At 65.0% G+C, this 25,586-nt stretch carries 24 protein-coding genes and 1 pseudogene; 9 read left to right on the forward strand and 16 right to left on the reverse strand.

Annotation, left to right across the window (positions count from 1 at the left end; genetic code table 11):
• Nucleotides 1-39: 39 nt before the first annotated feature.
• The 8 genes from EHH60_RS13200 to EHH60_RS13235 all read right to left on the reverse strand — a co-directional run bounded on the left by EHH60_RS13200 (nt 40) and on the right by EHH60_RS13235 (nt 7,752).
• A complete protein-coding gene (locus EHH60_RS13200) occupies nt 40-354 on the reverse strand; it encodes a septal ring lytic transglycosylase RlpA family protein (protein ID WP_124159895.1) in 315 nt (104 codons plus the stop codon).
• A gap of 101 nt (nt 355-455) precedes the next feature.
• A complete protein-coding gene (locus EHH60_RS13205; RefSeq protein ID WP_124159896.1) occupies nt 456-1,301 on the reverse strand; it encodes a CmcJ/NvfI family oxidoreductase in 846 nt (281 codons plus the stop codon).
• A 333-nt stretch (nt 1,302-1,634) separates the two neighbouring features.
• A complete protein-coding gene (locus tag EHH60_RS13210; RefSeq protein WP_124159897.1) occupies nt 1,635-2,573 on the reverse strand; it encodes an ABC transporter substrate-binding protein in 939 nt (312 codons plus the stop codon).
• Nucleotides 2,570-3,670 (reverse strand): LLM class flavin-dependent oxidoreductase, encoded by a 1,101-nt coding sequence (locus EHH60_RS13215; RefSeq protein WP_124159898.1) that lies wholly within the window; start codon nt 3,668-3,670, stop codon nt 2,570-2,572. The genes EHH60_RS13210 and EHH60_RS13215 overlap by 4 nt, the downstream gene beginning before the upstream one ends.
• Nucleotides 3,671-3,691: 21 nt before the next feature.
• On the reverse strand, nt 3,692-4,864 hold the full coding sequence (locus EHH60_RS13220; protein WP_124159899.1) for an acyl-CoA dehydrogenase family protein: 1,173 nt from the start codon (nt 4,862-4,864) through the stop codon (nt 3,692-3,694).
• The gene (locus tag EHH60_RS13225) at nt 4,858-5,655 is read right to left on the reverse strand and encodes an ABC transporter ATP-binding protein (protein ID WP_124159900.1); all 798 of its coding nucleotides are present in this window, start codon (nt 5,653-5,655) and stop codon (nt 4,858-4,860) included. The genes EHH60_RS13220 and EHH60_RS13225 overlap by 7 nt, the downstream gene beginning before the upstream one ends.
• Nucleotides 5,649-6,671, reverse strand: coding sequence for an ABC transporter permease (locus EHH60_RS13230; protein WP_124159901.1), 1,023 nt, complete (start codon nt 6,669-6,671; stop codon nt 5,649-5,651). The genes EHH60_RS13225 and EHH60_RS13230 overlap by 7 nt, the downstream gene beginning before the upstream one ends.
• On the reverse strand, nt 6,649-7,752 hold the full coding sequence (locus tag EHH60_RS13235) for an ABC transporter substrate-binding protein (RefSeq protein ID WP_124159902.1): 1,104 nt from the start codon (nt 7,750-7,752) through the stop codon (nt 6,649-6,651). Before EHH60_RS13235 ends, EHH60_RS13230 begins: the two co-directional genes overlap by 23 nt.
• Before the next feature lie 475 nt (nt 7,753-8,227).
• Between EHH60_RS13235 and EHH60_RS13240 the strand changes: the two are divergent.
• A pseudogene (locus EHH60_RS13240) lies at nt 8,228-9,207 on the forward strand (ABC transporter substrate-binding protein).
• 320 nt (nt 9,208-9,527) lie between these two features.
• Here the strand turns inward: EHH60_RS13240 and EHH60_RS13250 are convergent.
• Nucleotides 9,528-9,962 carry a hypothetical protein gene (locus tag EHH60_RS13250; RefSeq protein ID WP_124159903.1) on the reverse strand — a complete coding sequence of 145 codons (435 nt, stop codon included), beginning with the start codon at nt 9,960-9,962 and terminating at the stop codon, nt 9,528-9,530.
• A gap of 348 nt (nt 9,963-10,310) precedes the next feature.
• Between EHH60_RS13250 and glgC the strand changes: the two genes are divergently transcribed.
• The 3 genes from glgC to EHH60_RS13265 are packed head-to-tail and all read left to right on the forward strand — an operon-like array spanning nt 10,311 to nt 13,317.
• On the forward strand, nt 10,311-11,573 hold the full coding sequence (gene glgC / locus EHH60_RS13255) for a glucose-1-phosphate adenylyltransferase (protein ID WP_124159904.1): 1,263 nt from the start codon (nt 10,311-10,313) through the stop codon (nt 11,571-11,573).
• Nucleotides 11,570-13,024 carry a glycogen synthase GlgA gene (gene glgA, locus EHH60_RS13260; RefSeq protein ID WP_124159905.1) on the forward strand — a complete coding sequence of 485 codons (1,455 nt, stop codon included), beginning with the start codon at nt 11,570-11,572 and terminating at the stop codon, nt 13,022-13,024. Before glgC ends, glgA begins: the two co-directional genes overlap by 4 nt.
• Nucleotides 13,025-13,056: 32 nt before the next feature.
• On the forward strand, nt 13,057-13,317 hold the full coding sequence (locus tag EHH60_RS13265; RefSeq protein ID WP_024339661.1) for a SemiSWEET transporter: 261 nt from the start codon (nt 13,057-13,059) through the stop codon (nt 13,315-13,317).
• 47 nt (nt 13,318-13,364) lie between these two features.
• Here the strand turns inward: EHH60_RS13265 and EHH60_RS13270 are convergent, their stop codons facing one another.
• Nucleotides 13,365-14,162, reverse strand: a complete 798-nt coding sequence (locus tag EHH60_RS13270) for a DODA-type extradiol aromatic ring-opening family dioxygenase (protein WP_124159906.1) — start codon at nt 14,160-14,162, stop codon at nt 13,365-13,367.
• Nucleotides 14,163-14,319: 157 nt separating this feature from the next.
• Here EHH60_RS13270 and EHH60_RS13275 point away from each other — a divergent pair, with 157 nt between their 5' ends.
• A complete protein-coding gene (locus tag EHH60_RS13275; RefSeq protein ID WP_124159907.1) occupies nt 14,320-14,499 on the forward strand; it encodes a hypothetical protein in 180 nt (59 codons plus the stop codon).
• A gap of 7 nt (nt 14,500-14,506) precedes the next feature.
• Here EHH60_RS13275 and EHH60_RS13280 read toward each other — a convergent pair whose 3' ends face one another.
• Together EHH60_RS13280 and EHH60_RS13285 are read right to left on the reverse strand one after the other, a co-directional pair.
• Nucleotides 14,507-15,973: a carboxylesterase/lipase family protein gene (locus tag EHH60_RS13280; RefSeq protein ID WP_124159908.1), complete on the reverse strand. Its 1,467-nt coding sequence runs from the start codon at nt 15,971-15,973 to the stop codon at nt 14,507-14,509.
• 75 nt (nt 15,974-16,048) lie between these two features.
• Complete coding sequence (locus EHH60_RS13285; RefSeq protein WP_124159909.1) at nt 16,049-16,297, reverse strand: hypothetical protein; 249 nt, start codon at nt 16,295-16,297, stop codon at nt 16,049-16,051.
• 192 nt (nt 16,298-16,489) lie between these two features.
• Between EHH60_RS13285 and EHH60_RS13290 the strand changes: the two genes are divergently transcribed.
• The 3 genes from EHH60_RS13290 (at nt 16,490) to EHH60_RS13300 (ending at nt 19,981) form a co-directional block, all read left to right on the forward strand.
• Entirely contained in the window at nt 16,490-19,168 is a 2,679-nt protein-coding gene (locus tag EHH60_RS13290; protein WP_124159910.1) for a flavin-containing monooxygenase, read from the forward strand.
• 128 nt (nt 19,169-19,296) lie between these two features.
• Complete coding sequence (locus EHH60_RS13295) at nt 19,297-19,569, forward strand: hypothetical protein (RefSeq protein ID WP_124160091.1); 273 nt, start codon at nt 19,297-19,299, stop codon at nt 19,567-19,569.
• Between the two features lie 85 nt (nt 19,570-19,654).
• Nucleotides 19,655-19,981 (forward strand): hypothetical protein, encoded by a 327-nt coding sequence (locus EHH60_RS13300; RefSeq protein ID WP_124159911.1) that lies wholly within the window; start codon nt 19,655-19,657, stop codon nt 19,979-19,981.
• Nucleotides 19,982-20,053: 72 nt separating this feature from the next.
• On the opposite strand, the gene EHH60_RS37520 is transcribed toward EHH60_RS13300, so the two are convergent.
• From EHH60_RS37520 to EHH60_RS13310, 3 genes are all read right to left on the reverse strand, one after another.
• A complete protein-coding gene (locus tag EHH60_RS37520) occupies nt 20,054-20,230 on the reverse strand; it encodes a hypothetical protein (RefSeq protein WP_199751438.1) in 177 nt (58 codons plus the stop codon).
• Nucleotides 20,231-20,333: 103 nt separating this feature from the next.
• Entirely contained in the window at nt 20,334-20,852 is a 519-nt protein-coding gene (locus EHH60_RS13305) for a septal ring lytic transglycosylase RlpA family protein (protein ID WP_124159912.1), read from the reverse strand.
• A 348-nt stretch (nt 20,853-21,200) separates the two neighbouring features.
• Nucleotides 21,201-22,853, reverse strand: a complete 1,653-nt coding sequence (locus EHH60_RS13310; RefSeq protein WP_283811837.1) for an NAD-dependent malic enzyme — start codon at nt 22,851-22,853, stop codon at nt 21,201-21,203.
• Between the two features lie 84 nt (nt 22,854-22,937).
• Here EHH60_RS13310 and EHH60_RS37105 point away from each other — a divergent pair, with 84 nt between their 5' ends.
• Entirely contained in the window at nt 22,938-23,075 is a 138-nt protein-coding gene (locus tag EHH60_RS37105; RefSeq protein WP_158626732.1) for a hypothetical protein, read from the forward strand.
• Between the two features lie 82 nt (nt 23,076-23,157).
• Here EHH60_RS37105 and EHH60_RS13315 read toward each other — a convergent pair whose 3' ends face one another.
• On the reverse strand, nt 23,158-25,488 hold the full coding sequence (locus EHH60_RS13315) for a mechanosensitive ion channel domain-containing protein (protein ID WP_124159913.1): 2,331 nt from the start codon (nt 25,486-25,488) through the stop codon (nt 23,158-23,160).
• Nucleotides 25,489-25,586 lie beyond the last annotated feature (98 nt).

Here is a 25,586-nt window from a genome sequence, read left to right on the forward strand (position 1 = left end):
CCCCCTTGCTTTGGGCGGCACTATAGCGCGCTCAGAAGCCTATTCCACCGAGACCCGCACCACTCCCGCGCTCATCATGCCGAGCGCGCGGGCGGCCGGCACCGAGAGATCGACGATCCGCCCGCGGATGAAGGGACCGCGATCGTTGACGCGGCACTGGATCGTGCGTCCGCTATAGGACACCTTGAGCACGCTGCCGAACGGGCGCGTGCGATGGGCGCAGGTCAGCTCGCCGCCTCTGCCGGCCTTGCTGTATCCGTAGTACGAAGCAAGCCCGCTTTCGGCGTGGGCAACAGAAAAGGCAAAAAGCAAAAAGCTGGCCAGAGATAGCAATAGCGTCATCTGCGCTTGCACGGCACCCTCCCGGTTACCCTGCCTGGCGCTGCAAACGTCGCTTTGTTCCCTCAGGTTCCGGGAACCCTGCCGGGAAGTGCCCCGCGGGGGATCACACTTTGTTACTGCCGGTGAAACACCAACGTGCGGACCTCGATGCTTTCGCGCGGCGCTGCATCTGCCGGCGTGGTCGGATCGACGAACGCGGTATGCGGCCCGAAGCGGGTGCGGCCGTCGGTTGCGGAATCGTAGCACTTCAGCAGCAGCGCCTCGTCCGGCGTCATCTCCGGGAAATAGAACCAGCGGTGGTTCGGATTGGATCTCACCGAATAGATCTCGCCGCGACGGTTGGGATAGATCAGGTCAGAGGCGACGAGATCGTCGGGAGCGACCGTCGTGCCGTCGGCCATCGCGAGCGGGGAATCGCGCAAGGGGCCGCGGATCGGCCGCCAGAGATTGATCACCTGCACACGGCCCTTCAGCAGCTCCTCGGCCTCATCAGGCAGATGCTCGCGCACGCGATTGACGCCGGAGACGGCGGTCTGGTCGACATGAACGCGCGTCGCCGGCTGGCGCGGGCCGGCGTCTCGGATATCCGCAGCACCCTCGACACGCTTGCGCACGGTGTGGTCGAAGATGAAGACCCGATCCGCCTTCAGCGTAGCACGCAGGAATGCCTCCACGGCGGGATAATAGACCGCCCTCACCTCTTCGTCGTTGTAGAAATCCTTCACCTGGGTCGGGTGACGCACCAGCGCAAAGCCTTCACGATCGAGCGAGAAATTCTGCGCAATCAGCCGCCCGTCGAAGATCGGCACCTGATGCGGCTCAGGCAGCGACGTGCTCTTGGGCTCGCCGGGCGGCGGGTCGAAGGCGTAGGTACGCGGCTTGCCCGATGTCGGCGCGAGATAGTTGAGTTCGGCAGTGACGAAGGGAAGCGATTCGATTTTCGTTTCTTGCAGGCCCATGGCCAGTCTCCCGATGTGGTCGTCGGATTGATTTTTGCGGGAGTTCACCGCGTCGCAAGAGGTGCGATGCAAATAGCAATGAGGCTGCTGTCGCGAGCGCTATATACAGGAGGATTGTTTCGAGGAACGCGATTGGGCTGGAAGTTGTCTTCCCGCTTCACGGATGCTCGAGCGCTTGAGAGGTCTCGTGCCCCGACGCAGCGCATCACCAAGTGGTGCGCTGCTGAGCCGGGGCCCATCTAACCGGACGCAATCTGTGCGCCATGGGTCCCGAGCCTGCGCAGCAGCGTTTCACGCTGCAGCGCGTCCGGGACACGAGAGTGTGCGTAGAGGCTACAACCCCGCCTTCGCGATCGCGCCCGCGAAGGAGCGATCGACGATCTCGGCTGCATCGAGCTTCTGCTTGATCAGGCCCCAGCGGAAATAGAGGTCGATCGTGCTTTGCTCGTCCGCGACCACGCCGTCGTCGATTGGGGCGATCCGGATCTTGGCCCGCGACAACCAGTTCTGCGGCACGGCGGTCGGGATGTTCATCAGCCTGCCCCAGGTCGCGGCGTAGCTATCGACGTTGCTCAGCGACCAGGCCCGCGCTGCGGTGAGACGTCGAACGAAGTCGGCCAACTCCCCTCGCTTGTCGCGGATCGCGTCTGGCCGCGCCACCTGAAAACTCAGACCCGGCGTCAGGCCCTCTGAGGTGATGATCCGCCGCGATTTGAACAGCACCTCCTCCTGGCTGACATAGGGCTCCCAGGTTGACCACGCATCAACGGAGCCTTGCATGTAGGCAATCTTGGCGTCCGAGGGCGCCAGGAATGCGATCTGCACGTCGCTCGCAATCCAGCCGTTCTTCTCCAGCGCGGCGAGGATCAGCTGATGGCCGATCGAGCCGCGGCCGGTGGCGATCTTCTTGCCGCGCAGATCGGCGAAACTCCTGATCGGTGAGTTCTCCGGCACGATGATCGCGAGGCCCTCGCGCGTCTGCCGGATGGCGGCGATCGCCTTGACCGGCGCGCCGGAGGCGGCGGCAAAGGTGAAGGGCGCGTCACCGACGAGGCCCGTCTCGATTGCACCGGCGCTGAGCGCCTCGAGCAGTGGAGCTGCCGCCGGAAACTCCCGCCACTCGATCTTGTAGGGAACGTCCTTGAGCACGCCGGCCGCCTCCATCACGGCCTGTGCATTGCCCTTCTGGTCGCCCACACGCAGGGTGGTTTGTGCCGCCGTCAGCCCGAACGAACCGAGCAGCAGCGCGCAGGCCAGCATGAGGCGGATCATTCCGCAGCCTCGCCGCGAACGGCCTGACGCTTGGCAATCAGCTCGCGCGTCAGCGGGATCAGCTCACGGCCATATTCGATGGCGTCGAGCAGCGGGTCGAAGCCTCGAATCAGGAAATGTCTGATGCCGAGATCGTAATAGTCGCCGAAGACTTCGGCGACCTGCTCGGGGGTACCGACCAGCGCGGTTGTGTTGCTGTTGGCGCCGGTGAGTTTTGCGATCTCGGTCCAGAGCCGCTTGTCGATGCGGCTGCCCTGGTCGGCGAGCGCGAGAAGGCGCCGTCCACCGGCAGTGGCATGGCCGTCCGCGGGCTTGCGGTAGCCGGTCTTGTCCTGGAGCGCGGTGGCGCGCGTCAGAATCTCCTCGGCCTTCTCCCAGGCCTGCTTTTCAGTCGGGGCAATGATCGGCCGCACCGACAAGCTGAAGCGCGGCGTCGGCCGGCCCTGCCTCACCGCGGCGTTATGGACGCGCGAGGTCACATCGCGCACCTGCGCGTAGGATTCGCCCCACAGCGCAAAAGTGTCGGCGTGCTTGCCGGCGACGTCGATCGCCGCATCCGAGGCTCCGCCGAAATAGACGCGGATGCCTTCGGGACGATACGGCTTCACCTGCGAGAAGGCGTTCTCGACCTGGTAGTACTTGCCCTTGTAGGTGAATGGCCTGTCGCTTGTCCATTCCAGCTTGAGCACGTCGAGAAACTCGGAGGTCCGCGCGTATCGCTCGTCCTTGTCGTCGAGCGTGTTGCCGTCCTGCCGGAGTTCGGTGGCATTGCCGCCGGTGATGACATGGATCGCGACCCTGCCGCGAGAGAACTGATCGAGCACGGCGAACTGCCGCGCCAGCAGCGTCGGCGCGGTGAAACCGGGCCGCTGCGCGATCAGCACGTTGAGGCGGCTGGTCGTGTTGAGCACGTGCTGGGCTACCTGGAGCGAGTCGGGCGTCGTCGAATGAAACGCCAGCAGCGCACGATCGAAGCCGGCGTTCTCGTGCGCCTTCGCCACCGTCTCGATGTGGGTCGGGTTGAGAACCGGTCCTTCGCGGACGATGGTCTCGGACGAATTGTTGTTACTGATGAAGCCGATGAACTCGATCGACATGATCGTCTCCCTGTTGATGTCCTAGAGGCCCAGTGCAGCGCGGCCGAGGCCGACGCGCGTGGAATCGTCCTGTGGCGTGTGCACGCGACCGCACAGGACGTCGCGATAGTGCCGCTCCAGCGGATTAGTACGGCTGAGACCGTGATTGCCGGTGAGCGATAACGCGTCCTCAACCACGGCGACGGCATTGTTGGTCACCGTCAGCTTGACGGCATTGGATTCGCCGGCGGAAAGCTCGACGCCCTCGTCGACATCGCGGGCGAACGTGTCGATCAGCCGCGCATTGACCGCGAGCCGCGCCTCGATCGCGCCAAGAGTCTCCTGCGCGCGCGACAGTGTTGCGAGCGGCGCGCCCAGGCTGGCGGGCACGCGCTGTTTCAGGAATGTGATCAGCCAGTCGCGTGCGGCGCGGGCGACGCCGTCATAGATCGCGGCGACGAAGACGGCATGGACGGCCACCTGTGTAATGTCGGGCGCGCGCCAATCCGCCGGCTTGCGCACGTCGATCTCGGCGTCGCGCGGGATCACAACGTCCTCGAAGATCACGTCGTGGCTGCCGCTGGCGCGAAGGCCGTGGTGGTCCCAGGTTTCGACGATGCGTGTGCCCGGCAAGCCCGCCGGCACCAGGAACTGACCGACGCTCGGCTCGGCCTCGTCGGTCCGCGCCCAGACCAGGTACCATTTCAGGATCGGCGATCCCGTCGAATAGATCTTGTGGCCGGTCAGGCTCCAGCCGGTCTCGGTTCGACGCACAATCGTCGCTGGCAGGCCGCCGCGCGCCGGTGAACCGAGCTCCGGCTCGACGCGCAGCGCGTTGATCAGCGCGAGGCCTTCCACGCTCTCGCGTGCAAGCTTGCGCGACAGCCGCGCCGGCCAGGTCGGGCTGCGTGCCATGACGAGATGATTGATGTAATGCATCGACAGCACCAGCGCGGTCGACGGATCGGCCTTGGCGAAAATGCCGAGCACGCGCGCGGCATATCGGGCGCCAGCACCGGCGCCGCCATGGACCGCTGGCACCGTCAGCGACAACAAGCCCGCCTCCGACAGCTCGCGAAAATTCTCGAAGGGAAAGCTGCCGGTGCGGTCGTGCTCGGCGGCGCGCGCGGCAAAGCTTGCCGCAAGCGTCTCGGCGCGGGCGACGTAGTCGGGCTCGCTACGGACCGTGCGGTCCTCGGCTACGGACGTCACCATGTGGCATCCAACCCCAGCAAACCAAGGATCTGGCGACGCAGATCGGCCAGATACGGATCGCCGCGATGGCGCGGATATGGGCGGTCGACGCGGATGTCGGCCTTCACGCGCGCGGGACGATCGCTGAAGACGATGACCCGGTTGGCAAGCACCAGCGCCTCCTCGGCGTCGTGCGTCACCAGCAACGTCGTAAAGCCCTTGCGCTGCCAGAGCGAGACGAGCTCGGCCTGCATGGTGATGCGGGTCAGCGAGTCCAGCTTTCCCAGCGGCTCGTCGAGGATCAGGATCTTGGGATCATTGACCAGCGCCCGCGCGAGCGCGACGCGCTGCGCCATGCCGCCGGAGAGCTGGTGCGGGTAGGCCTTGCGGAAGGAGGACAGCCCGACGAGATCGAGCGCGGCATCGACGCGGTGACGCTGACTCCTGAGGATGCCCTGGGCCTCGAGCCCCAGCGCCACGTTGTCCCAGACCGACCGCCAGGGAAACAGGGTCGGATCCTGGAACACGACCACGCGCGAGGGATGTGGACTTCTGATACGCTCTTCGTCCTCCCGCAGCCTCCCCGCCTTGGGTTTGTCGAGTCCGGCAACGAGCCGCAGCAAGGTCGACTTGCCGCAGCCGGAGGGGCCGAGCAGCGCGACGAACTCGCCGGGCTCGACCGAGATGCTGACGTCGCTCAGCACCGGCAGCTCGGCACCGTCGATGTCGAAGGCATGGCTGACCTGCTCGATGTCGAGCGCGGCGCCGGCGGCCGGATGCGTGGCAATTTCGGCCAGAGCTGCGGCTACCATTTCACGGTCCCCTTCTGCCAGACCAGCAAGCGCTCGCGAATCGAAAACAGCAGTGTGATCGCGCCGGAGCAGAGCAGCGACATCACGATCAGCGCCGCATACATGTTGGCGTAGGCGGCCCAGCCCTGCGCCCATTGCAGGTACCAGCCGAGCCCGGCCTTGACACCGATCATCTCGGCGACGACGAGCACGGCGAAGGACGCGCCGAGCCCCATGAACAGGCCGACGAAGACGTGCGGCAATGCGGCGGGGATCGCGACCTTCAACACCAGGAAGGACGGCCTTGCGCCTAGTGTCCGCGCGACGTCGTAATAGGCGTTGGTGACGCTCGCGACGCCCGACCAGGTCAGCACGGTGACAGGAAAGCCCGTCGCCAGCGCGATCAGGAAGGTCGAGGCGCTCCAGCTCGACGGGAAAGTGAAAAAGGCGATCGGCAGCCAGGCGGTCGCCGGCAGCGGACCGATGAAGCGCAGGACCGGGTGCACCCAATAGCCGACCGCACGCGACCAGCCGATCGAGATGCCGGTCAGAAAGCCGATCGTCGCGCCGATCAGATAGCCGCCGAGTTGAAGTTTCACGGACGCAAAGACGCTGTCGAGCAGCTTTGGCAAGTCATCGGTGTAGACCTCGATGATCGCCTGCGGCGGCGGAAAGAACGGCAGCGGCAGCCAGGCGAACTTTGCGGTCGCGACCTCCCACACGGTCAGGAAGGCACCGAGCGCGACCAGCCACGGCGCCCGCTTGTGCAACGCCTGTCCCGCTGCCCCAAGATAGTCGACGCCGACGGTTCCGAACAGCGCGATCGCCGCGATGACGAAGGCGGCGATGCCGAGCGAATGTGTGCGCGACCAGTCGCCGACGTCCTCCCACCACAGGCAGGACAGGCCGAAAGCGATCCACGCGATGCTGGCGAGAACGCCGACGCCGGAGTCCCGGATCCAGATCGCCAGCAGCGGCGCGCGCGAAAGCCGCGGCGCGCCGGAGGCAAGGCCGTCAGACAGCGAATACGTCGACATAGATGCGCTCCGCGAATTTGGCGGTGTCGGTGCTTTGCTTGAAGACCTGCACGCTCTTGAGATCGTCGGCATAGGCCTTGAGCTCGCGCTTCAAAGTCTCGCCGACGGGATGACGGTGGTGGGTGTGGTAGCGCACCATGCCCTCGATATCGGCGAGCGTCGCCGCCTTCGGCGCGTAGGGCTGGAACGACTTCGCCGCGATCGTCGCATTCTGCGAGGTGAACATCGCGGCATCGAGCAGCGCCTGGGTAATGGCGCGCGCGACTTGAGGTTCTTCGCGCACGAGCGAGCCGCGCAGGCCGAGAATGCAGCAGCTCTTTTCGCGGAATTCGCCGTCGAGGTTGGAAGCGACTTCCTTGTACTGGTTGTCCTTGAGCCAGAGATAGGCGAGCGGGTCGGACGACAGGAACGCCTGCACCTCGCCCTTCTCCACGGCGACGTTGAGCAGGTTGCCGGGATAGGCGCGCCAGTCCACGTCCTTGACCGGATCGATGCCGAGCTTGGCAAGCTGGATCGAGAAGAAGTTCTTGTCGGGACCGGCGAGATCACCGACCGCAACGATCTTGCCCTTGAGGTCGGCGAGCTTGGCGACGCCGGAATCGGTGCGTGACAGCACGCGCATGCAGCCGCCGTGGGTGCCCGCGGCGATCTTGACGTCGAAGCCCTGTTCCAGCGGCTTCAGCCAGCGCAGCGCCATGCCGAGGCCGGCATCGCTCTTTCCTGTCGCGATCGCCTCGAGCAGCTGATCGGTCGAGCCGGAATAGTTGACGAGCTCGACGTCGAGATTGTGCTTCTGGAAGAAGCCGTGCTCGATGGCGACTGGCACCGGCGCGAGGCAGACCGCGCCGGCATTCCACGACAGTTTCAGCTTGCGCGGCGCGCCGGTGAGCGCGGGCGCGTCGGAGGCCGTACGGCACAGGGGAAACTCCGAGATATCGACGCCGGGCGCGACGACGCGCGGTGCAAAGGCCTGTGCTGCACCAAAGGCGCCGAGCGGCGCGGCGAACGCCGCAGCCAACCCCGCCTGAAGCAAATGACGCCGGTCAAGGCTCGATCCTCCGCGCTTGCTATCTTTGTCCATCAGCCCCGCTCCTGAGTTGGCACAGCTCCGCCGTTCGCACAGCGCATTGCGTTGCGCATGTTCCGTACGGAGATGCGTTGAGAGAATGTTCTTCGTCGGCGCTTCCTGCGCCGCGTTGATGCGATGCGCAAATCATGCGGCGTGCGAGCCGCATCGTCAATGAAATGGAATTTCGAATGTGACGCGAAGCGAAGTCATTCTCTCCATCGGTGCGAGCGGGAACGATGAAAGGATTTTCGCTGTCGCGTCGTCATGCAAAGCGGATCGCGACTCCATCGCTTGCTTCATCCGTACGCATTTCCCGCTACGCAAGCCGCGCGTTCTCGAAAGCCTCGCTTCGTTGAAAGGTCTTTGCCGATCGCGCACGCAATACGGTTGGCCATTTCATTGACGACGCATTGCGTGCTCATAGACTTGAACGTCCCGCTGCATCATTCGCTCACACATCATGACCCAAGCAACAAGACGGATCCCAATGTGCATCAACTCCCAAGACCATTCCATCAAGCGCCGGCTTGCGGCCTCGCTGCTGGCCGCCGCCATCACCTTGTCGACGGCGGCTGCATCGATCGCCGCCGACACCGTCGTGCTGCGCGTCGGCGACCAGAAGGGCGGCAACCGCTCGCTGCTCGAGATCTCCGGCTATGCGAAGGACCTGCCCTACAAGATCGAATGGTCGGAATTTCCCGCGGCCGCGCCGATCCTGGAGGCGCTCAACGCCGGTGCGCTCGATGTCGGCTACACCGGCGATCTCTCGTTCCTCTCGGTCTATGCAGCGGGCGCGCCGATCAAGGCGATCGGCGGCACGCACTCGGACGCGAAGACGCAGGCCATCCTGGTGCGCCAGGATTCGCCGATCAGGTCGGCCGCCGACCTCAAAGGCAAACGCCTCGCCGGCACATGCGGCGGCTGGGGGCAGTTCCTGATCGACGCGACGCTGGAGAAGGCGCAGATCAGGCTCGAGGATGCGACCTTCGCGCCGCTCGGCCCCGTCGACGCAAAGTCGCGCTCGTCGCAGGCTCGATCGACGCCTGGGCGGTGTGGGAGCCCTACGTCTCGTTCGCGACATTGAAGGACAAGGCCCGCGTGATTGCCGACGGCGAGGGCCTGACGCCGACCATCACCTTCATCGTCGCCTCCGACCACGCCATCGCGACCAAGCGCGCGGCGGTGCAGGATCTCGTGCAGCGTTTGAACAAGGCGCGGCTATGGTCGCTCGATCACCTCGGCGAATACGCCAGGAACACGGCCGAGCTGACCAGGCTACCGGAGGACGTGCTGCTATCGGCCTACACCGCGCAGCGGACCAGCCCGATCGTGATCGACGATAAATTGGTGAAGGAGGTGCAGGAGGCCTCCGACCGCTCCACGCGTTACGGCATCCTGCCGAAGAAGCTCGACGTGAGCCAAGCCGTCGACCGCAGCTTCACGGCGGCGGCCGCGGGATCGAACTAAACGATATGACCTTTGAACTGAGCCGCGCGCTCGGTGCACCTCTCCCGCTTGCGGGAGAGGTCGCGGAGCGAAGCGACGCGGGTGAGGGCTCTCGACTCTTGGGGGTTCTCGCTAGAGGAAACACCCTCTCCCCGGCCCTCCCCCGCAAGCGGGGGAGGGAGCGCACCGTGTTCGCGGCAACAGGCAAATCCAACAAAGCAAAGGGCGGCCGAATGCGCGGGCGTCGCCTCAAGCCCGGCCCATTGCATCTCGCCGCGATCGTGCTCATGCATCTCGCATGCATGAGCTTGATCGTGTGGCTCTCGTTCTAGCCGCGGCGCTCACCAATATCTGTAATAGTGCCGGCGATAGACCCGGTACGGCCGGTAATAGCCATAGCTGTAATACGGGCGGTAGGGCCGATAGTATCGCGGATAGGCATAGCCCGGTCCGTAGCCATAGCCGTAATACGCGGGAGCATAACCATAGCCGTAGCCCGGATATCCGTAGCCGCCATAATACGGGCCGCCATAATAGCCATAGCCGTACGGCGCGCCGCTGGCGATGGCGCCGCCGATGATCGCGCCGGCGGCGAGACCACCAAGGGCAAATCCCCAGCCGCCACCGCGCCAATGCACCTGCGTGACATCGTCGCCGGCCGCTGCCTTCATCGTCGCAACGTTGGTCGGCATCGGGCCCGCCGCGGCCTGCCCGATTTGGCCTGCCATGACCACGCCGGCCAACGAGCAGGCAATTGCCGTCTTCCAGATCCTCATCGTCTTACTCCCTGTCTGACCTTTGGCTTGGAAAAGGATCGCAGCGTCATGATCGGGCATCCTTGCGCCAAGTCAAAGCCTTGAATTTCAAAGCCTGGAATTTGCGTGCACCGCACAAGACGCATGCCTCCGTTCTGATCAACCGGTGCTCGGCGAAGCTCGGCGACCGCGCCTCGTGCGACACCGGTGCGACGGCGCCTGAGGTCCGAACACCCGCAAAGCATTAAGCTTCCCGTGCTTTCGCAACCAACAACCACCTTCACGATTTACTATTCGTGCCATTACTATCGGTTCCAATGTGCGCGGCCGGGAGGCTTCTCGCGAGCGCCAGAGTTGTGGGAGGACGACATGAGTGCCGCGAGACCTGAGCCGCTTGCCCGTCAGGCACTGGCGTTCGTCCTGGCTGGCGGGCGCGGCAGCCGGCTCCTGGAACTGACCGACCGGCGCGCCAAGCCCGCAGTCTATTTCGGCGGCAAGTCCCGCATCATCGATTTCGCGCTGTCGAACGCGGTGAACTCGGGCATCCGCCGCATCGCGGTTGCAACCCAATACAAGGCGCACAGCCTGATCCGGCATCTCCAGATGGGCTGGAACTTCTTTCGCCCCGAACGCAACGAGAGCTTTGATATCCTTCCCGCCAGCCAGCGCGTCTCCGAGACCATGTGGTATGTCGGCACGGCCGACGCGGTGTACCAGAACATCGACATCATCGAATCCCACGCCTGTCGCTTCATCGTGGTGCTGGCCGGCGACCACATCTATAAGATGGACTACGAGGTGATGCTCCGCCAGCATGTCGAGAGCGGCGCCGACGTCACCGTCGGCTGCCTCGAGATGCCGCGGGCAGAATCCTCGGGCTTCGGCATCATGCATATCGACGAGAACGGCTGGATCCAGCAATTCCTGGAGAAACCGAAGGATCCGCCGCCGATGCCGGGCAAGCCGGACGTCTCGCTCGCCAGCATGGGCATCTACGTGTTCGACGCGAAATTCCTGTTCGACCAGCTCAAGCGCGACTCCGAAGACCCGAACTCGAACCACGATTTCGGCAAAGACATCATCCCCTACATCGTCAAGAACGGCCGCGCGATGGCGCACCAGTACTCGACCTCCTGCGTCCGCTCCGGCAGCGACACCCGCGCCTATTGGCGCGACGTCGGCACGGTCGACGCTTATTGGGCAGCCAATATCGACCTCACCGACGTCGTGCCCGAGCTCGACCTGTTCGATCGCGCCTGGCCGATCTGGTCTTATGCGGAGATCACGCCGCCGGCGAAATTCGTTCACGACGAGGAGAGCCGGCGCGGTCAGGCGGTGAGCTCGCTGGTCTCCGGCGGCTGCATCATCTCCGGTGCCTCGCTGCGCCGCTCGCTGCTGTTCACCGGCGTGCGCATCAACTCCTATGCCAATGTCGAGAACGCCGTGATCATGCCCTATGTGAATGTCGGTCGCGGTGCCCACTTGAGGAACGTCGTGATCGACCGCGGCGTCGAGATTCCGGAAGGCCTCGTCGTCGGTGAGGATCCCGAGTTCGACGGAAAGCGCTTCCGCACCACCGAGCAGGGCATCTCGCTGATCACCCAGCCGATGATCGACAGGCTCAATACATGACGCCTGTTCGCGTCCTCGCGGTCGCCTCTGAAGTCTATCCCCTCGTCAAGACCGGTGGCCTTGCGGATGTCGCCGGCGCGCTGCCGGTTGCGCTGAAGGCGCATGGCGTCGAGATGCGCACCTTGATGCCCGGCTATCCCGACGTGATGCGCCTGGTGTCGGGCGCGGAGGAACTCCGGCGCTGGCCGGACTATTTCGGCGGCCCCGGACGGCTGCTGGCAGGCTCGCATGACGGGCTCGATCTGTTCGTGCTCGACGTGCCGCATCTCTATGCCCGGCCCGGCAACCCCTATGTCACCCCCGAGGGCATCGACTGGCCCGACAATGGCGTGCGCTTCGCGGCGCTGTCGCGCATCGCCGCCGATATCGGCCACGGCCTCGTTACAGCGTTCGTGCCCGACATCGTGCACGCCCATGACTGGCAGGCCGGGCTGGCGCCGGCCTATCTGCACTATGACGATCGCCCGCGGCCAGGCACCGTGATGACCATTCACAACATGGCCTATCAGGGCAAGTTCGCTCCCGGGCTGATCGGATCAATCGGCCTGCCCTGGCACGCCTTCAACGCCAGCGAACTGGAATATTTCGGCGGCATCAGCTTCTTGAAGGCAGGCCTGCGATTCGCCGATCGCATCACCACGGTCTCGCCGACCTACGCGAAGGAAATCCAGAGCGACGAAGGCGGCATGGGGCTCGGCGGTCTGCTTCGTGAACGTTCCGGCGTCCTGAGCGGCATCCTCAACGGCATCGACATATCGGTGTGGAATCCGCAGGAAGATCCGCACATCGCATACCGCTTCGGCGCGGAGGACCTCTCGTCACGGGCCGCGAACAAGGCGGTGCTGCAGCAGCAGTTCAATCTCGATTCCTCCGACGAGGCGCCGCTGCTCGGCGTCATCAGCCGGCTGTCCTGGCAGAAGGGGCTCGATCTCCTGCTCGAGGCCATTCCGACCATTTTGCGCGAGGGCATGCAGCTCGCACTGCTCGGCAGCGGCGACCGCGATCTGCAGGATCGCTATCAGGCTGCGGCCCGCGCCAATCCCGGCCGGATCGGCGTCGTGATCGGCTACGACGAGATTCTGGCGCATCTGATCCAGGCCGGTTCGGACGCCCTCGTCGTTCCTTCGCGGTTCGAGCCGTGCGGCCTGACCCAGCTCTGCGCGCTGCGCTATGGCGCCGTGCCGATCGTCTCCCGGGTCGGCGGTCTCGAGGACACCATCGTCGACATCGGCGAGGCCGATGCGTCGGGCCACGACGCCACGGGATTCAAGTTCGGCCCGGTGACGGCGGATGCCCTCGCCGGCACGCTGCGCAAGGCCAACACCGTCTTCCACGACAAGCTGACCTGGCGCCGGCTGCAGCGAAGCGGCCTTGCGACCGACGTCTCCTGGCGCAATCGCGCCGGTGACTATGCCGCGCTCTATCGCCGCCTCATGACGGCCCGCGCGTGAGGCATGGCCGAATCCATGCTATAGAGCCGGGCATGGACCCCTTCGCGATCAAGCTGCTCGGCTTTGCCGCCGCAACCTGCACCACCGTCGCCTACGCGCCGCAGTTCATCAAGGTCTGGAAGACCCGCTCGGCGCGCGACATCTCGCTCGGCATGTTCCTGGTCATGGTGCTGGGCCTGGCGCTCTGGCTCGTCTACGGCCTGCTCTCCGGCGACGCGCCCCTCGTCGCCGCCAACGCCGTCACCATGCTGCTCGCCGGCGGCATCCTGTTCATGAAGCTGAAATACGGGTGATGCCCAGTTTTCTTCGCCTCTCCCGCTTGCGGGGAGAAGGAGAGGGCTCACCCGCCAAACACATAGGACGCCATCGCCACGTTCGCGACCTCGTCGACGAAGACGCGTCGTCCGACGTCGCTGCCGGCAGCACCAGCCGCCACCATCAGCGGCAGCAGATGATCCTCGCGCGGATGTGCAAGACGCGCGCTCGGTGCATTCTCCCAGTCGACCAGCATCGCGTTGCGGCGCGCCGCATCCGGGCTGCTGATTGCCTCGTTCAGATAAGCCTCGAAATCATACGAGACGGGCCTGGACTCCGGCCGGTTGAAGCCGCGCATGTTATGATAGGTGAGCCCGCTGCCGATGATCAGGATGCCGGCGTCGCGCAGCGGAGCGATCGCCTGTCCCACTTTGATGTGCTCGGACGCATCGTAGCTCGATTTCAGCGACAGCAGCACGATCGGCATGTCGGCGTTCGGATACATCAGCCCGAGCGGGACGAAGGTGCCATGGTCAAAGCCCTGGTTGGAATCTTCGCGGCAATCGAGGCCGGCGCGCGCGAGCTGCGCCTTCACCTCCGCGGCGAGCTCCGGCTTGCCGGGCGCCGGATATTTCAGGTGGTAGGTATGCTCGGGGAAACCGTAGTAGTCGTAGACCATCGGCGGATGCGGCGAGCTGGACACGGTGAAGGCATCGGCCTCCCAATGTCCGGTGATGACGAGCACGGCCTTCGGTCGCTCCGGGAGAAGCTGCGGCAGCCGGCCGAATTCCCGCGCAGTTTTCGCATATTGCACCCGCCTGTCCTCCATGAACGGCCAGGGACCGCCGCCGTGGGACAGGAAGAACGTCGGAAATCGAGTCATGGATGCCGGCTCGTCTGGTTCGCAACATGCGCGTGCATAGCCGCGCGATCAGGGCGAGCATAGGCAAACCCGCATGGTTAGCAAGCCGTTAACGATTTGCCGCTCAGAATCCCCGGCGTGGCCGAAGGAGTCGGCCTCAAGACAAGTGAGACGTGAGATGAGGAAGTTTGCGCTGGGGGACGTCGTCAACAGTGACAAGGGCCGCCGTGGTGTCGTCCGCGCCGCCTTCAAGTCCAGGGACGGCCAGCAGTTCTACGCCGTCGAGAAGGACGGCGCGATGGACTATCTGGAGGAAGACCGGCTGAGCCTGGCGCCGCGCGTCGAGCTCGCCGCGTAACTCCAACTCATTTCCTGCCCTCACCTGCGAGCCGGTCGAGACGCTCCGCCAGCGGATCGTCGTCGCTCGCGATGCGGTCGTTCGTGATCAGCAGCAGGCGATCGCCGCCCGCCGCGTCCCAGCGTGGCAGGTCGGGACCGTTGGGATCGCCGCTTCTCGCGAAATTGATCCAGTAGGCGCGCATGCGGCTCGCGACCGCGCGATCACGTCGAGACAGGATGCCTGCGCCGGGCACGCCTTCCGCACCGAAGATGAACTGCAACTCCCGCCCGCGGCCACCTTCCGGATCCGCGCGCCGAGCCTCCGGTACATAGACGAAGCGATAGCGAAACGCCGGCGCACCGCTCGCAACGTGCAGGCGAGCCAGCAATCGCGCCGGCTCCGAGAAGACCTTGTCGGTGTAGAACCTTGCCGCGAGATCCGAAGGTCTGGCAAGGTCCGGATAAAGCTTGCGCAGTTCGTCGCCGGCAATGCCGGACGAGGCAAGCTCCTCCTCGAGATCGGACTCATTGTCGAAGCCCGTCTCGTCGTCGTTGGAGCCGATGATCAGGGGAATGCGGCTTTGATGTCCGGCCGCGAAGCCCAGGGCGATATCCTCGGTCGCCAGACGCCCATCCATGATCGGCACGAAGCTGCGCGACGATTTCTCCAACAATTGCTTTTCGGCGGCCAGCAGCCGCCGCGGCTCGGCTGCGCGCAAATCCGCCTCTCCTCCAAGCGCGGCCGCAAACTGCCGGCCCACCGCCTGCGCCTCTTGCACTGAGCGCAGGCGGGTCCGACCGGGCACCGATTGCAGAATGGCTTTCTGGAAGAGGTCGCGTGATTGCGCAGACAGCATCAGGAGCGCGATCGACGTCGCGCCTGCATCGCGGCCAAACAAAGTGACGTTATCGGGGTCGCCGCCGAAGGCCGCGATATTGTCGTGCACCCAATGCAGCGCGGCAATCTGGTCCATCAGGCCGTAATTTCCGCCGCTATCCGAAAGCGCGGGCTGAGCGAGCCAGCCGAGCGCGCCGAGGCGATAATTCACGGTGACCACGATGAGGCCCGCCTGCGCCAGCCTGGCGCCATCGAACAGCGGATCGCTGGCCGTGCCCGAGACGAAGGCGCCGCCATGGATGAACACCATCACCGGCAATGGGCCGTCGACCCCGAAAGGACGGAACACGTTCAGCGTCAAGCAATCCTCGCTCGAGTCCTGCAGCGACGGTTGAAGGCACGGCGCAGCATAATTGTAAGCGGTGCGCATTTCCGAGCTCTCGGTCGTCGGCTGCGGCGGGCGCCAGCGCAGCGCGCCGACCGGCGGTGCCGCGTAAGCCAGCCCCTTGAACGATGCCACCTCGCCTTCCACGGCCCCGAGCATCTGCCCTTCACGCGTCAGCGCGAATGGAAACTGTCCGACCGGCTGAGCCACAGCCGATGGTGCGCAGCACAGGACTGCGCAAGCCGCAACAAGTGCAAGCAAAGACCGCATCTTCGAAGATCTCGATGAAGGATCCCGGGCAGGTTATGTCCAGGGCCGTCAGCGAGGCAAGCCTTGCGCCGGCGCCTAGCTGCCTTTGCCCATCAACTCCGCCAGCGCGCGACGCGCAACGATGCCGAGCTCGCCGAGCGTGGAGTGGCCGGACTGCGCCGCGTCGATCAGGCGCTCGGCGATGAACCTGCGGCTGTCATGATCGCCGCCATGCGGCAATTGGCGGCACGTCTCCTCGAGGACGACGTCCATGTTCGCTTTGGTTCGCTCGCTCAACTCTGTCATGACGCCCGGCCGGTACGCGTGGCTTGTAAGCGCAAGCATACACGGACGGATACGCTCTGATTACCCCGGGCTATCACGGCCATTGTGCATCGCGGTGCGTGTGATGCCTCAAACATTCGCGCGGTCACGCTGCCGCCGCAAACGACCACCCTGGGATTGCATTTGCTCTAATGACAAGCTGAACCTGCGGCGATAGCCTGCCGGCAAAACAAAACATACGGGAGGAATACCATGCCTGACGCAATGGTTGCCACACGCGTCTCAGACGAGCGCGGAACCGCTCAGCAGGTCGACGTCGCCGTGGTCGGCGCCGGATTTGCCGGCCTCTATCTCTTGCACCGCCTGCGCAAGGCCGGCTTCTCCACGGTCGCCCTCGATGAAGCCGGCGATGTCGGCGGCACCTGGTACTGGAACCGTTACCCGGGGGCGCGCTGCGATATCCAGACCATCGACTACAGCTACAGCTTCGACCCGGAGCTCGAGACCGCCTGGACATGGTCGGAGAAATACGCGACCCAGCCCGAGATCCTGCGCTATCTCGGCTTCGTCGCCAACCGCTACGGTCTGAGGCGCGACATCCGTTTCAAGACCAAGGTCACCGAAGCCAGATGGGACGATGCGTCGGAGCGCTGGCAGCTCACGACCGACAATGGCGCACCGGTCTCCTGTCGCTATTACATCATGGCCACCGGCTGCCTCTCCATGCCGAAGCCACCGGAGATCGACGGCGTCAAGGACTTCAAGGGCGAGGTCTATTTCACCGGCCGCTGGCCGCATGACGGCGTCAACCTCGCGGGAAAACGCGTCGCCGTGATCGGCACGGGTTCGTCAGCGATCCAGTCGATCCCGCTGATCGCCGAGCAGGCCGCACATCTCACCGTGTTCCAGCGCACGCCGAACTTCGCGTTGCCCGCGCATAACGGTCCGGCGCCGTCGGACCGCATGAGCCTGCTGCAGGGCGATCGCGCCGCCTATCGCGAGCAGGCACGCCAATCGATGGCTGGTGTGCCCTATCCTCAGCAGACGGTCGTGAGCTGGCAGCTCACCGATGCCGAGCGCCGCGCGCGGTTCGAGGAAGCATGGGGCAAGGGCGATCTCGTCTATATCCTCACGCAGCTCTGGGCCGACCAGGCCGTCGATCTCGATGGCAACAAGATCGTTCAGGACCTGATCCGCGAGAAGATCCGCGCCGCCGTCAAGGACCCCGAGACCGCTGCGGCGCTCACGCCGGACGATCATCCGTTCGGCGCAAAACGCCCCTGCCTCGACACCAACTATTACGCCACCTACAACCGGCCGAACGTCACGCTCGTCAATCTACGCCAGGAGCCGATCAAGGCGATCACCGCAGGCGGCATCACGACGGCCAGGCGCAGCATCGACCTCGACGTCATCGTGTTCGCGACCGGTTTCGACGCGATGACCGGCGCGATCCGCGCCGTGCACCCGATCACCGGGCGCGGCGGCAAGTCGCTCTCCGACCTGTGGGCGAAGGGACCCGAGACCTATCTCGGCCTCACGGTCGCGGGCTTCCCGAACTTCTTCATGATCACCGGCCCCGGCAGCCCGTCGGTGCTGTCGAACATGGCGGTGTCGATCGAGCAGCATGTCGACTGGGTCGTGGATCGCCTGGCCGCGCTGCGCGAGGCCGGCTTCACCACGATCGAGCCGACCGAGACGGCGCAGGCCGGCTGGGGCCGGCACATGGCGGACTGTTCGACGCTGACGCTGCACCGGCTCGCCAACACCTGGTACACGGGCGCCAACGTCCCCGGCAAGGTCCAGGGACTGATGCCCTATACCGGCGGCGTCGGCCCCTATCGCAGCATCTGCGACGAGGTGGTCAGCCGCGGCATGCTCGGCTTCAGGCTCACCGGACCCTACGTTGCTGCGCAATGCAATGACGGCGAGGTGGTACGGCTGCAGCCGGACGTGCGGCTGGTGCTGAACCTGCTCGCATCGCTCAACCTGCCGCCGATCGAGTCGATGGGCGCCGAAGGCGCGCGCGCCTTCGTCAACGAGTTCAACAAGAGCCGCCCGGCAGGACGGCCGATCGGCGAGATCGTCGACGGCACCCTGCCCGGCGCCGACGGTCCGCTGCCCTATCGCGTCTACAAGCCGGCAACGCCCGGGCCGCATCCGGTCGTGGTCTATTTCCACGGCGGCGGCTGGGTGCTCGGCGACGAGCAGTCGGACGAGCCGTTCTGCCGCGACATGGTGCGGCGAACCGGCATGATGTTCGTCAGCGTCGGCTATCGCCACGCGCCGGAGCATCGCTTTCCGGCGGCCGCCGAAGACGGCTATGCGGCAACGCGCTGGATCGCCGAGCACGCCGGCGAGCTCGGCGGCAAGCCTGGTGCGGTGCTGGTCGGGGGCTGGAGCGCCGGCGGCAACGTCGCAGCCGTCACCTGCCAGCTCGCGCGCGATCGTGGCGGGCCCGAAATCGCGGGCCAGCTCCTGATATGCCCGGTCACGGACTGCACCTTCGATCGCCCGTCCTACAACGACAATGCGACCGGCTATTTCCTGACGCGCTCGCTGATGTACTGGTTCTGGGACCTCTACTGCTCGCCGGCCGATCGCACCGATCCGCGCGTCTCGCCGCTGCGCGGCAAGGTCGAAAGGCTGCCACCGGCCTTCGTTGTCACCTGCGAGTTCGATCCGTTGCGCGACGAGGGCGTCGCCTATGCCGAGGCGATGGCCGCAGCCGGCGTTTCGGTCGGGCAGCTCAGGGCGCGCGGCCATTTCCACTCATCCTTCACCATGGTCGATGTGGTGATCACCGGGGTGCCAGGCCGGGTGCAGATGGCCGAAGCCTTGCGCCGCTTCGCCGGGCTCCCGCCGGAGGTCGGCCGCGGCGACGAGCACAGCGGCCAAGCCAGCCTCAAAATCGCGGCGGCAGCGAGCTGATCGCGACGAGACGGGAACCTTTTCCCGGCTGCCGCGTTCAGCGCCTGTGACATTGAGATGCAACGATAGATGTGGGCCCCGGCACGCAAGTCAGCGTGCTGGGGCGCTTCTTGCGTGAGGCGAGTGCGATGGGGGATGCGATTGCGCGTTCAAAGGTCGATTTTGGTGCGCTTGCGGTGCTGCATAAATGGCCGTCGCTTGCAAACCAGCGCCGGCCGGACCGGGAGTCGTACCAGATAAGCGAAGGCACCCTCGACGAGTGCATCTCGGCCTTCATGGAGAAGCCGGCGACCACCCGGCATCTCTACGAGATCCGGACGATGCCGCAGCCGCCACTCGTGACGGAGATCCTCTCGCCCGAGCACGTCACCGAGCTATCGCGGTTGAGAGAATTTCTCTGACGGCGCTTTGCAGGCACGCGCGCAGGAACCTTCATCCGGTCTTTCCCGTTGTCAGCGATCGGAAGCCAAGGCGTGAGCGCCTCAGATGCTAGAAGCTGGCATACCCTCACCTGTCGTGCCCTATGGTGCAGACCAGACTCTGTTCGTGGTGATCGATCGCCTCGACCGGGCGACCGAAATCCGCATTGAGCGGAGCGATCTCGAAACCACGATCGACGAACTCGTCGCCGGCTGCTTCAACGATCCCATCAAGGTGATTTCGTTCAACACGCTCGAGCATTGGATGAAGGACATCTCGGCCGATGTCGCCGGCGAGATAAAGGCGCGCTGCGACATCGACGGCGTGACGCTGCCCGACTATCTCAGCGACTTCGTCGAGAGCCATCCACTGAACCGCGCGCGGCGCCGATGATGTCCTCATCCTCGTGCATCGCCGGGATGACGCCGGGAAGAAGCTCCGCGCCGAACGTCGTGGCGCATGCGCTCAAGGCATGGTTCGCGGGGAACGATTGCCGTGGTGCTTGCCGACGATGACCTCGATCTCGCGACGGCGTTCGCCCGCGAAGGTCAGGAGCTTTTCGATCGTCAGCGTATCCGTGATCCGTTTGGCGAGCCGCTCGGCGCGCGCAGCCTGATCTTCGAGATAGTGGATCGTGTTCAAGCGCCGCCTCCCCCAAAGCCCCGAATTGCGTGGGCAGCCATGGTGCTCGAGAAGCAGCTAACAGCGGGTTAAGCGCGTCGCGTTGGTCTCGATCAATCGCGCCCTATTGCACGACCTCGAGCCTGACATTGGTGATGCCCTTATCGACCATGCCGAGCGCCTCGGCCGCGGAAGGGGTGATGTCAACCACGCGCCCGCGAACATAGGGGCCGCGATCGTTGACCCTGACGGTGACGAAGCGGCCGGAGGAGGTATCGGTGACCCGCAGCTTGGTGCCGAACGGCAGGGTCGGATGCGCCGCGGTCAGCTCGTTCTTGTCGAACTTCTCGCCGCTCGCGGTTTCCGTATCCGAATAGAAGCTGGCGACGCCATGCGAGGGGGTCTGCCTGGCGTCACTGTCCGGGGCACCCGCCCGGCTGATCGGGCGTGGATGCAGCGCCGCCACCCTGTGCGGCCGCTCGACCGCGACATGCCGGCTGGAACCGGCGAAATCGGCCTTCTGGCGACCGACCGGCGCTTGCGCGCACGCGGCAAGCGATGCTGCGACGACGACGGGGAGCACCAGCCGGCATGAGGTTGCGAAGGAAATCCGGGCATTTTCGGCACGTGCAATGCGAGACATGGTACGCCCTCCGAACAGCCGGATTTTCGGTCGGCAATGAGGGCAGAACCTTGTCGGAACAAAAGCGGCTCTGGGGCCGCGGCCGTTTCACGATCAGCTGTGATGATTCCACCACAGTGGCGTGTCCTGAATCGGAACCGACGGCCCCTGGCCGGCGCGCGAGGCGGCGAGATCAGGCGCTTACCAGAGGCTGGCGAGCGCCAGACCGGATTGCGTTCTGGCGACGATCAACTGTCGGCCTAAGGCAAGATCCGGAAAAGTGCGCAGCTGTTTTCCGAAGAGATCATGCTTAAACAACAACCTAAGGCGTGATGACGATTCATCCTGATCGCATCGCGCTTTAGTGCCTCAGTATTGCGGCTCGTACATCTGCGACTGGACCAAAGCCTTCACGTCATTCGGTGCAGGTCCGTCTGCGAGCCCGCGCTGATAGGCGACGTCGGCAACGGCCGCAGCGATGCGGACCGAGACCTCGCGGATGCGCGGCAGTGCCGGATAGAGACTGCCTTGCGCGAGGTCCTCGTTGCCGACGCAATCGGCAAGCGTATGGGCCGCCGCCATGAACATCTCGTCGGTGACGAGGCGCGAGCCGCTGGCGATGACGCCGAGGCCGACGCCGGGGAAGATGTAGGAATTGTTGCCCTGGCGCGGCACAAAGGTGCGCCCGTTGAGCGTGACCGGATCATACGGACTGCCGCACGCAAACAGCGCGCGACCCTCGGTGTAGCGATAGGCATCCTCCGCCGAGCATTCGGCTTTCGACGTCGGGTTGGAAAGTGCGAACACGATCGGCCGCTCGTTGAGCTCGGCCATCGTCTTGAGCACGTCGGGCGTGAAGGCGCCGCCAACCGCAGCAACGCCGATGATCGCCGTCGGCTTCAGTGTCCTGATCGCGGTGAGGAAATCGGCGATCGGCGCCTGGTCGGTGTGGGCATAGCGGAGCTTGTGACCGGAGAGGCCCTCGCGGCCGCTGACGACGAGACCACGTGAATCCACCAGCCAGTTGCGGCGGAGCGCCTCGGCCTCGGTGGCGCCCTCCGCCATCATGGCGGACACCACGAGATCGGCGATGCCGGTCGCGGCCTCGCCCGCGCCGAGGAACAGGATGCGCTGATCCCTGAGCTTGCCGCCGGAAATGCGCAAGCCCGAGAACAGGCCTGCGAGCGCCACCGCCGCGGTGCCCTGGATGTCGTCGTTGAAGACGCAGGCTTCATCCCGGTACTTGTGCAGCAGCTTGAAGGCGGAGTGATTGGCGAAATCCTCGAACTGGATCAGCACGCCCGGAAACGTCTTTCGCGCAGCCTGCATGAACTCGTCGACGAAGCTGTCATAGGCCTCACCGGTCAGCCGCCGCTCGCGCAGGCCAATATAATACGGATCATTCAACAGCTCCTCGTTGTTCGTGCCGACATCGAGCACGATCGGCAGGCACAACTCGGGATGCACACCGGCGCAGGCCGAATAGAGCGAGAGTTTTCCGACCGGGATGCCCATGCCGTTAGCGCCGAGATCCCCGAGACCAAGAATGCGCTCGCCGTCGGTGACGACGATCAGCCCGGCCGGATAAGGCCAGTTCTTCAGAAGCTCCGCGATCTGGCCGCGATCGCGCGAGGAGATGAACATGCCGCGCGGCCGCTGGAAGATCAGGCCGTATTTCTGGCATGCAAGCCCGACCGTCGGCGTGTAGATGATCGGCTGAATCTCGTCGATATTGTCGACGACGACGCGGAAGAACAATGCCTCGTTGCGGTCATGCAGCGCGTTCAACGCGACATACTTTTCGAGGTCGGTCGGAAGCGCGCGCAGGTTGATGAGAACTCGCTCGGCCTGGGTCTGCATCGTCAGCACGCAAGGCGGCAAGAGGCCGCGCAGGCCGAGCGTCTCCCGCTCCGCTTCCGTGAAGGCAGTCCCCTTGTTGAGCAAGGGATCGCGCAGCAGCGTCATGCCCTGCTGCGGATTGGACGATGTCGGTTGGGTAACGACCCGGGCAGGCCTATTCACGAATTCCCCCAAGGAGCTTGTAGTTGAATCGCGGACATTGTCGGCCAGCGATCCATCCAGATCAAGGACGGAGAGGACTCGGGAATGGACTATGATCTCGCACCGCAGCGAGATTTTCGCGAACGGCTGGCAGTTGCGCTCGAAAAGAGTCAACGGCGCTGCTCCGGCTCAACGTCGGCCACCTCCACGATCGGCCACCATTTCGCCGTCTCAACCTTCTGAAAAGTGGCCATGTTCTCGCACCTGGATGCAGACTGAATGCTGCCGCATCCGTAGAGGCAAGCGGGAAGTTTGGGAGACCTGCTTATCCAGCCGCCCGCCGCGGCGTCAGGCTGGCAGTGCTATCCGCCGGTGGCCCGATATGCATCAAGATGGTCTGGGTGGCGGATGCGACCTCGATACCGTTCTGCTGGAAGCGCAGCTTCATGCGCCGGTTGAATTCGCGCTGGACCGGCCAGCGACCGGCCTCGGTGCAGCGGATCTGGCCGACGATCGACACCATCGCGCCATCGACCTTGTCAATGCCCCACAGTTCGAGGTCGCCGCGGATTAGTGCGCGGAATTCCGGTTCGCGGCGCATCTCGTCGACGATATCCTTCAGCATCTGGCCGGCACGGTCTGTGTCCTCCTTGTAGGCGACGTTGACGCTGACGGAGGCGTTGCCGGCGCCGCGGCTGGCATTGGTGATGGTCGTGACCGCGCTGAACGGTACGATGTGCACGGCACCGTCACCGGCGCGCAGGCGGATGGTGCGGATCGAGACATTCTCGACCACGCCCGAGAGCCCCGAGACGCTGACATTGTCCCCGACCTGGACCGTGTTCTCCAGCAGTAGGAACAGGCCGGTGATGAGATCCTGCACCAGCTTTTGCGAACCGAAGCCGATCGCGATGCCGACGATGCCGGCGCCCGCGAGCAGCGGCGCGACATTGACGCCGATCTCGCTCAGCGCCGTGAGGCCGACGACGGTTGCGATCAGACAGAGCAGCGCCGTGCGCAGCATCGGCTGGAAGGTGCGCAGACGCGCGGCGCGGGCATAATGGCCGTCCCGGGACAGTGTATTGATCTGACGGTCCAGCAGCGCGTTGCTGGCTTCCCAGATCGCAGCTGCGATTAAGACGGCAAGGCCGACCGTCACCACGGCGGAGATCAGCCGGCTGCCGATCTGGCCGCCGTAAAACCAGACGATGGCGTCGACGCCCCAGACTTCGAGCACGGCGACGAAGCCGATGAAGGCGATCACCCCAGACACGATCTTGCGCAGCAGCGGCAGATAGCGGTTGGCGCGGATCTCGAGGCCAGGAAAGCGCTGCAGGATCTCCGGCTTGATGCGGAAGCCGCGGTCGATCAGGCTCAGCGTCACCATGATGACGACGCGCGTGACCAGCGCCACTGCGATGGTGCCGACGAAATATTGCAGCAGCAGCGAATAGCCGTTGCGGATGTTGAGCGCCCACACCGCCCACAGCGCAAGGTCCAGCGCGATGGCAAGATAATGCCAGCCGCCGGCGATCCGGTTGCGCAAACGGGCCGCAATCCCCTGCCGCTCGGCCGGCGCGCGAATGGCGTCGGCGACCTGGCGGCGGCATTGCAGGATGATGACGACGATGAAGAGGTGCACGATCAGCATCACCATGCGCAGCAGTGCGGCGTAGCCGGCGCGGTGCAGGCCGAGCAGCAGCGCCACGTTGGCAAAGGCGATGCCGGAGACACCAACGCCGACGATGCGGCGGGCCCAGATCTCGATATAGGCGGCGGTCTCGGCGCGCACCGGAAACAGGCCGAACGGCCCCGCCAGCGCCCGGACCATGCAGATGAGTCCGCGCGAGAACGCGTAGGCATTGATGACTGCGAGGATCACGAGGCGAACGGTCGTGGGCTCGCCGATCTCAGTCCCGAGCAGCGCCGTGGCAACGCCCACGAAGACGAACACGGGAAGCAGTTCAAGGACGATGCGGCCCAGCACGAAAGGCAGCCGCAGCAACAGCTGCCAAATCCGCGCGAGGCTGTGACGGCGCTTGTGCAGTTCCGGCTCGGGGGTGACTTCAACGACCGATGGCGGCGGATCGGCAATCGGCAGCGTCTGGGTTGGCAGGCGCGCCGTTTGCGGCACGCGCGCTTCCAGGAAGCCCACCGGACGCCGGATCAGGCGGAAGATCACCCATTCCGCGCAAAAGGCAGAACCGAACACCAGCGCCAGCTTCCAGGCGATCTCGATCAGGAGGTTGTAGGCGGCGGGATCGTTCGCGGTCCGCATGATCCAGTAGTAGAACGCCGGGAAGTGCGTGAGCGTCCGCGCCATGCCGGCGATCTGACCCGAGATCTCGCCGATCTCCTCCGACACCGTGAGCAGGAGCTGCGCACCGAGACCGTCGGCCGAGAGCGGGATCGGCGATTTTGGCTCGGGCGCGGGTTGCTGCGGACCGGACGCGTTGGCGATCGCGCGGAGCGTGTCGATCATCTGCGCGCGCTTCTTGTCGTCCTGAAGAGTTTCCAGCGCGCGCTTCGCCTCGTCGGGCGACAGTGCGGCAGCGCTATTTACCGCCAGCGGAGACGGCTCGGCACGGGCGCCGGAGAGAGATGGAATCGTGAGGAGGAGAGCGGCGAGGAGCGCCGCGGCCAGCTTATGCGACACGAGGATTCCCTGGAAATATGAATGCGCCAGCGGCGTCGGGGGCCATCACCGACGAAGCACATGCATCATGTCGGATTGCCGCTATTCGCCCCGACCCT

It is taken from the genome of Bradyrhizobium sp. RP6, assembly GCF_003837805.1.
Taxonomy (GTDB): domain Bacteria; phylum Pseudomonadota; class Alphaproteobacteria; order Rhizobiales; family Xanthobacteraceae; genus Bradyrhizobium.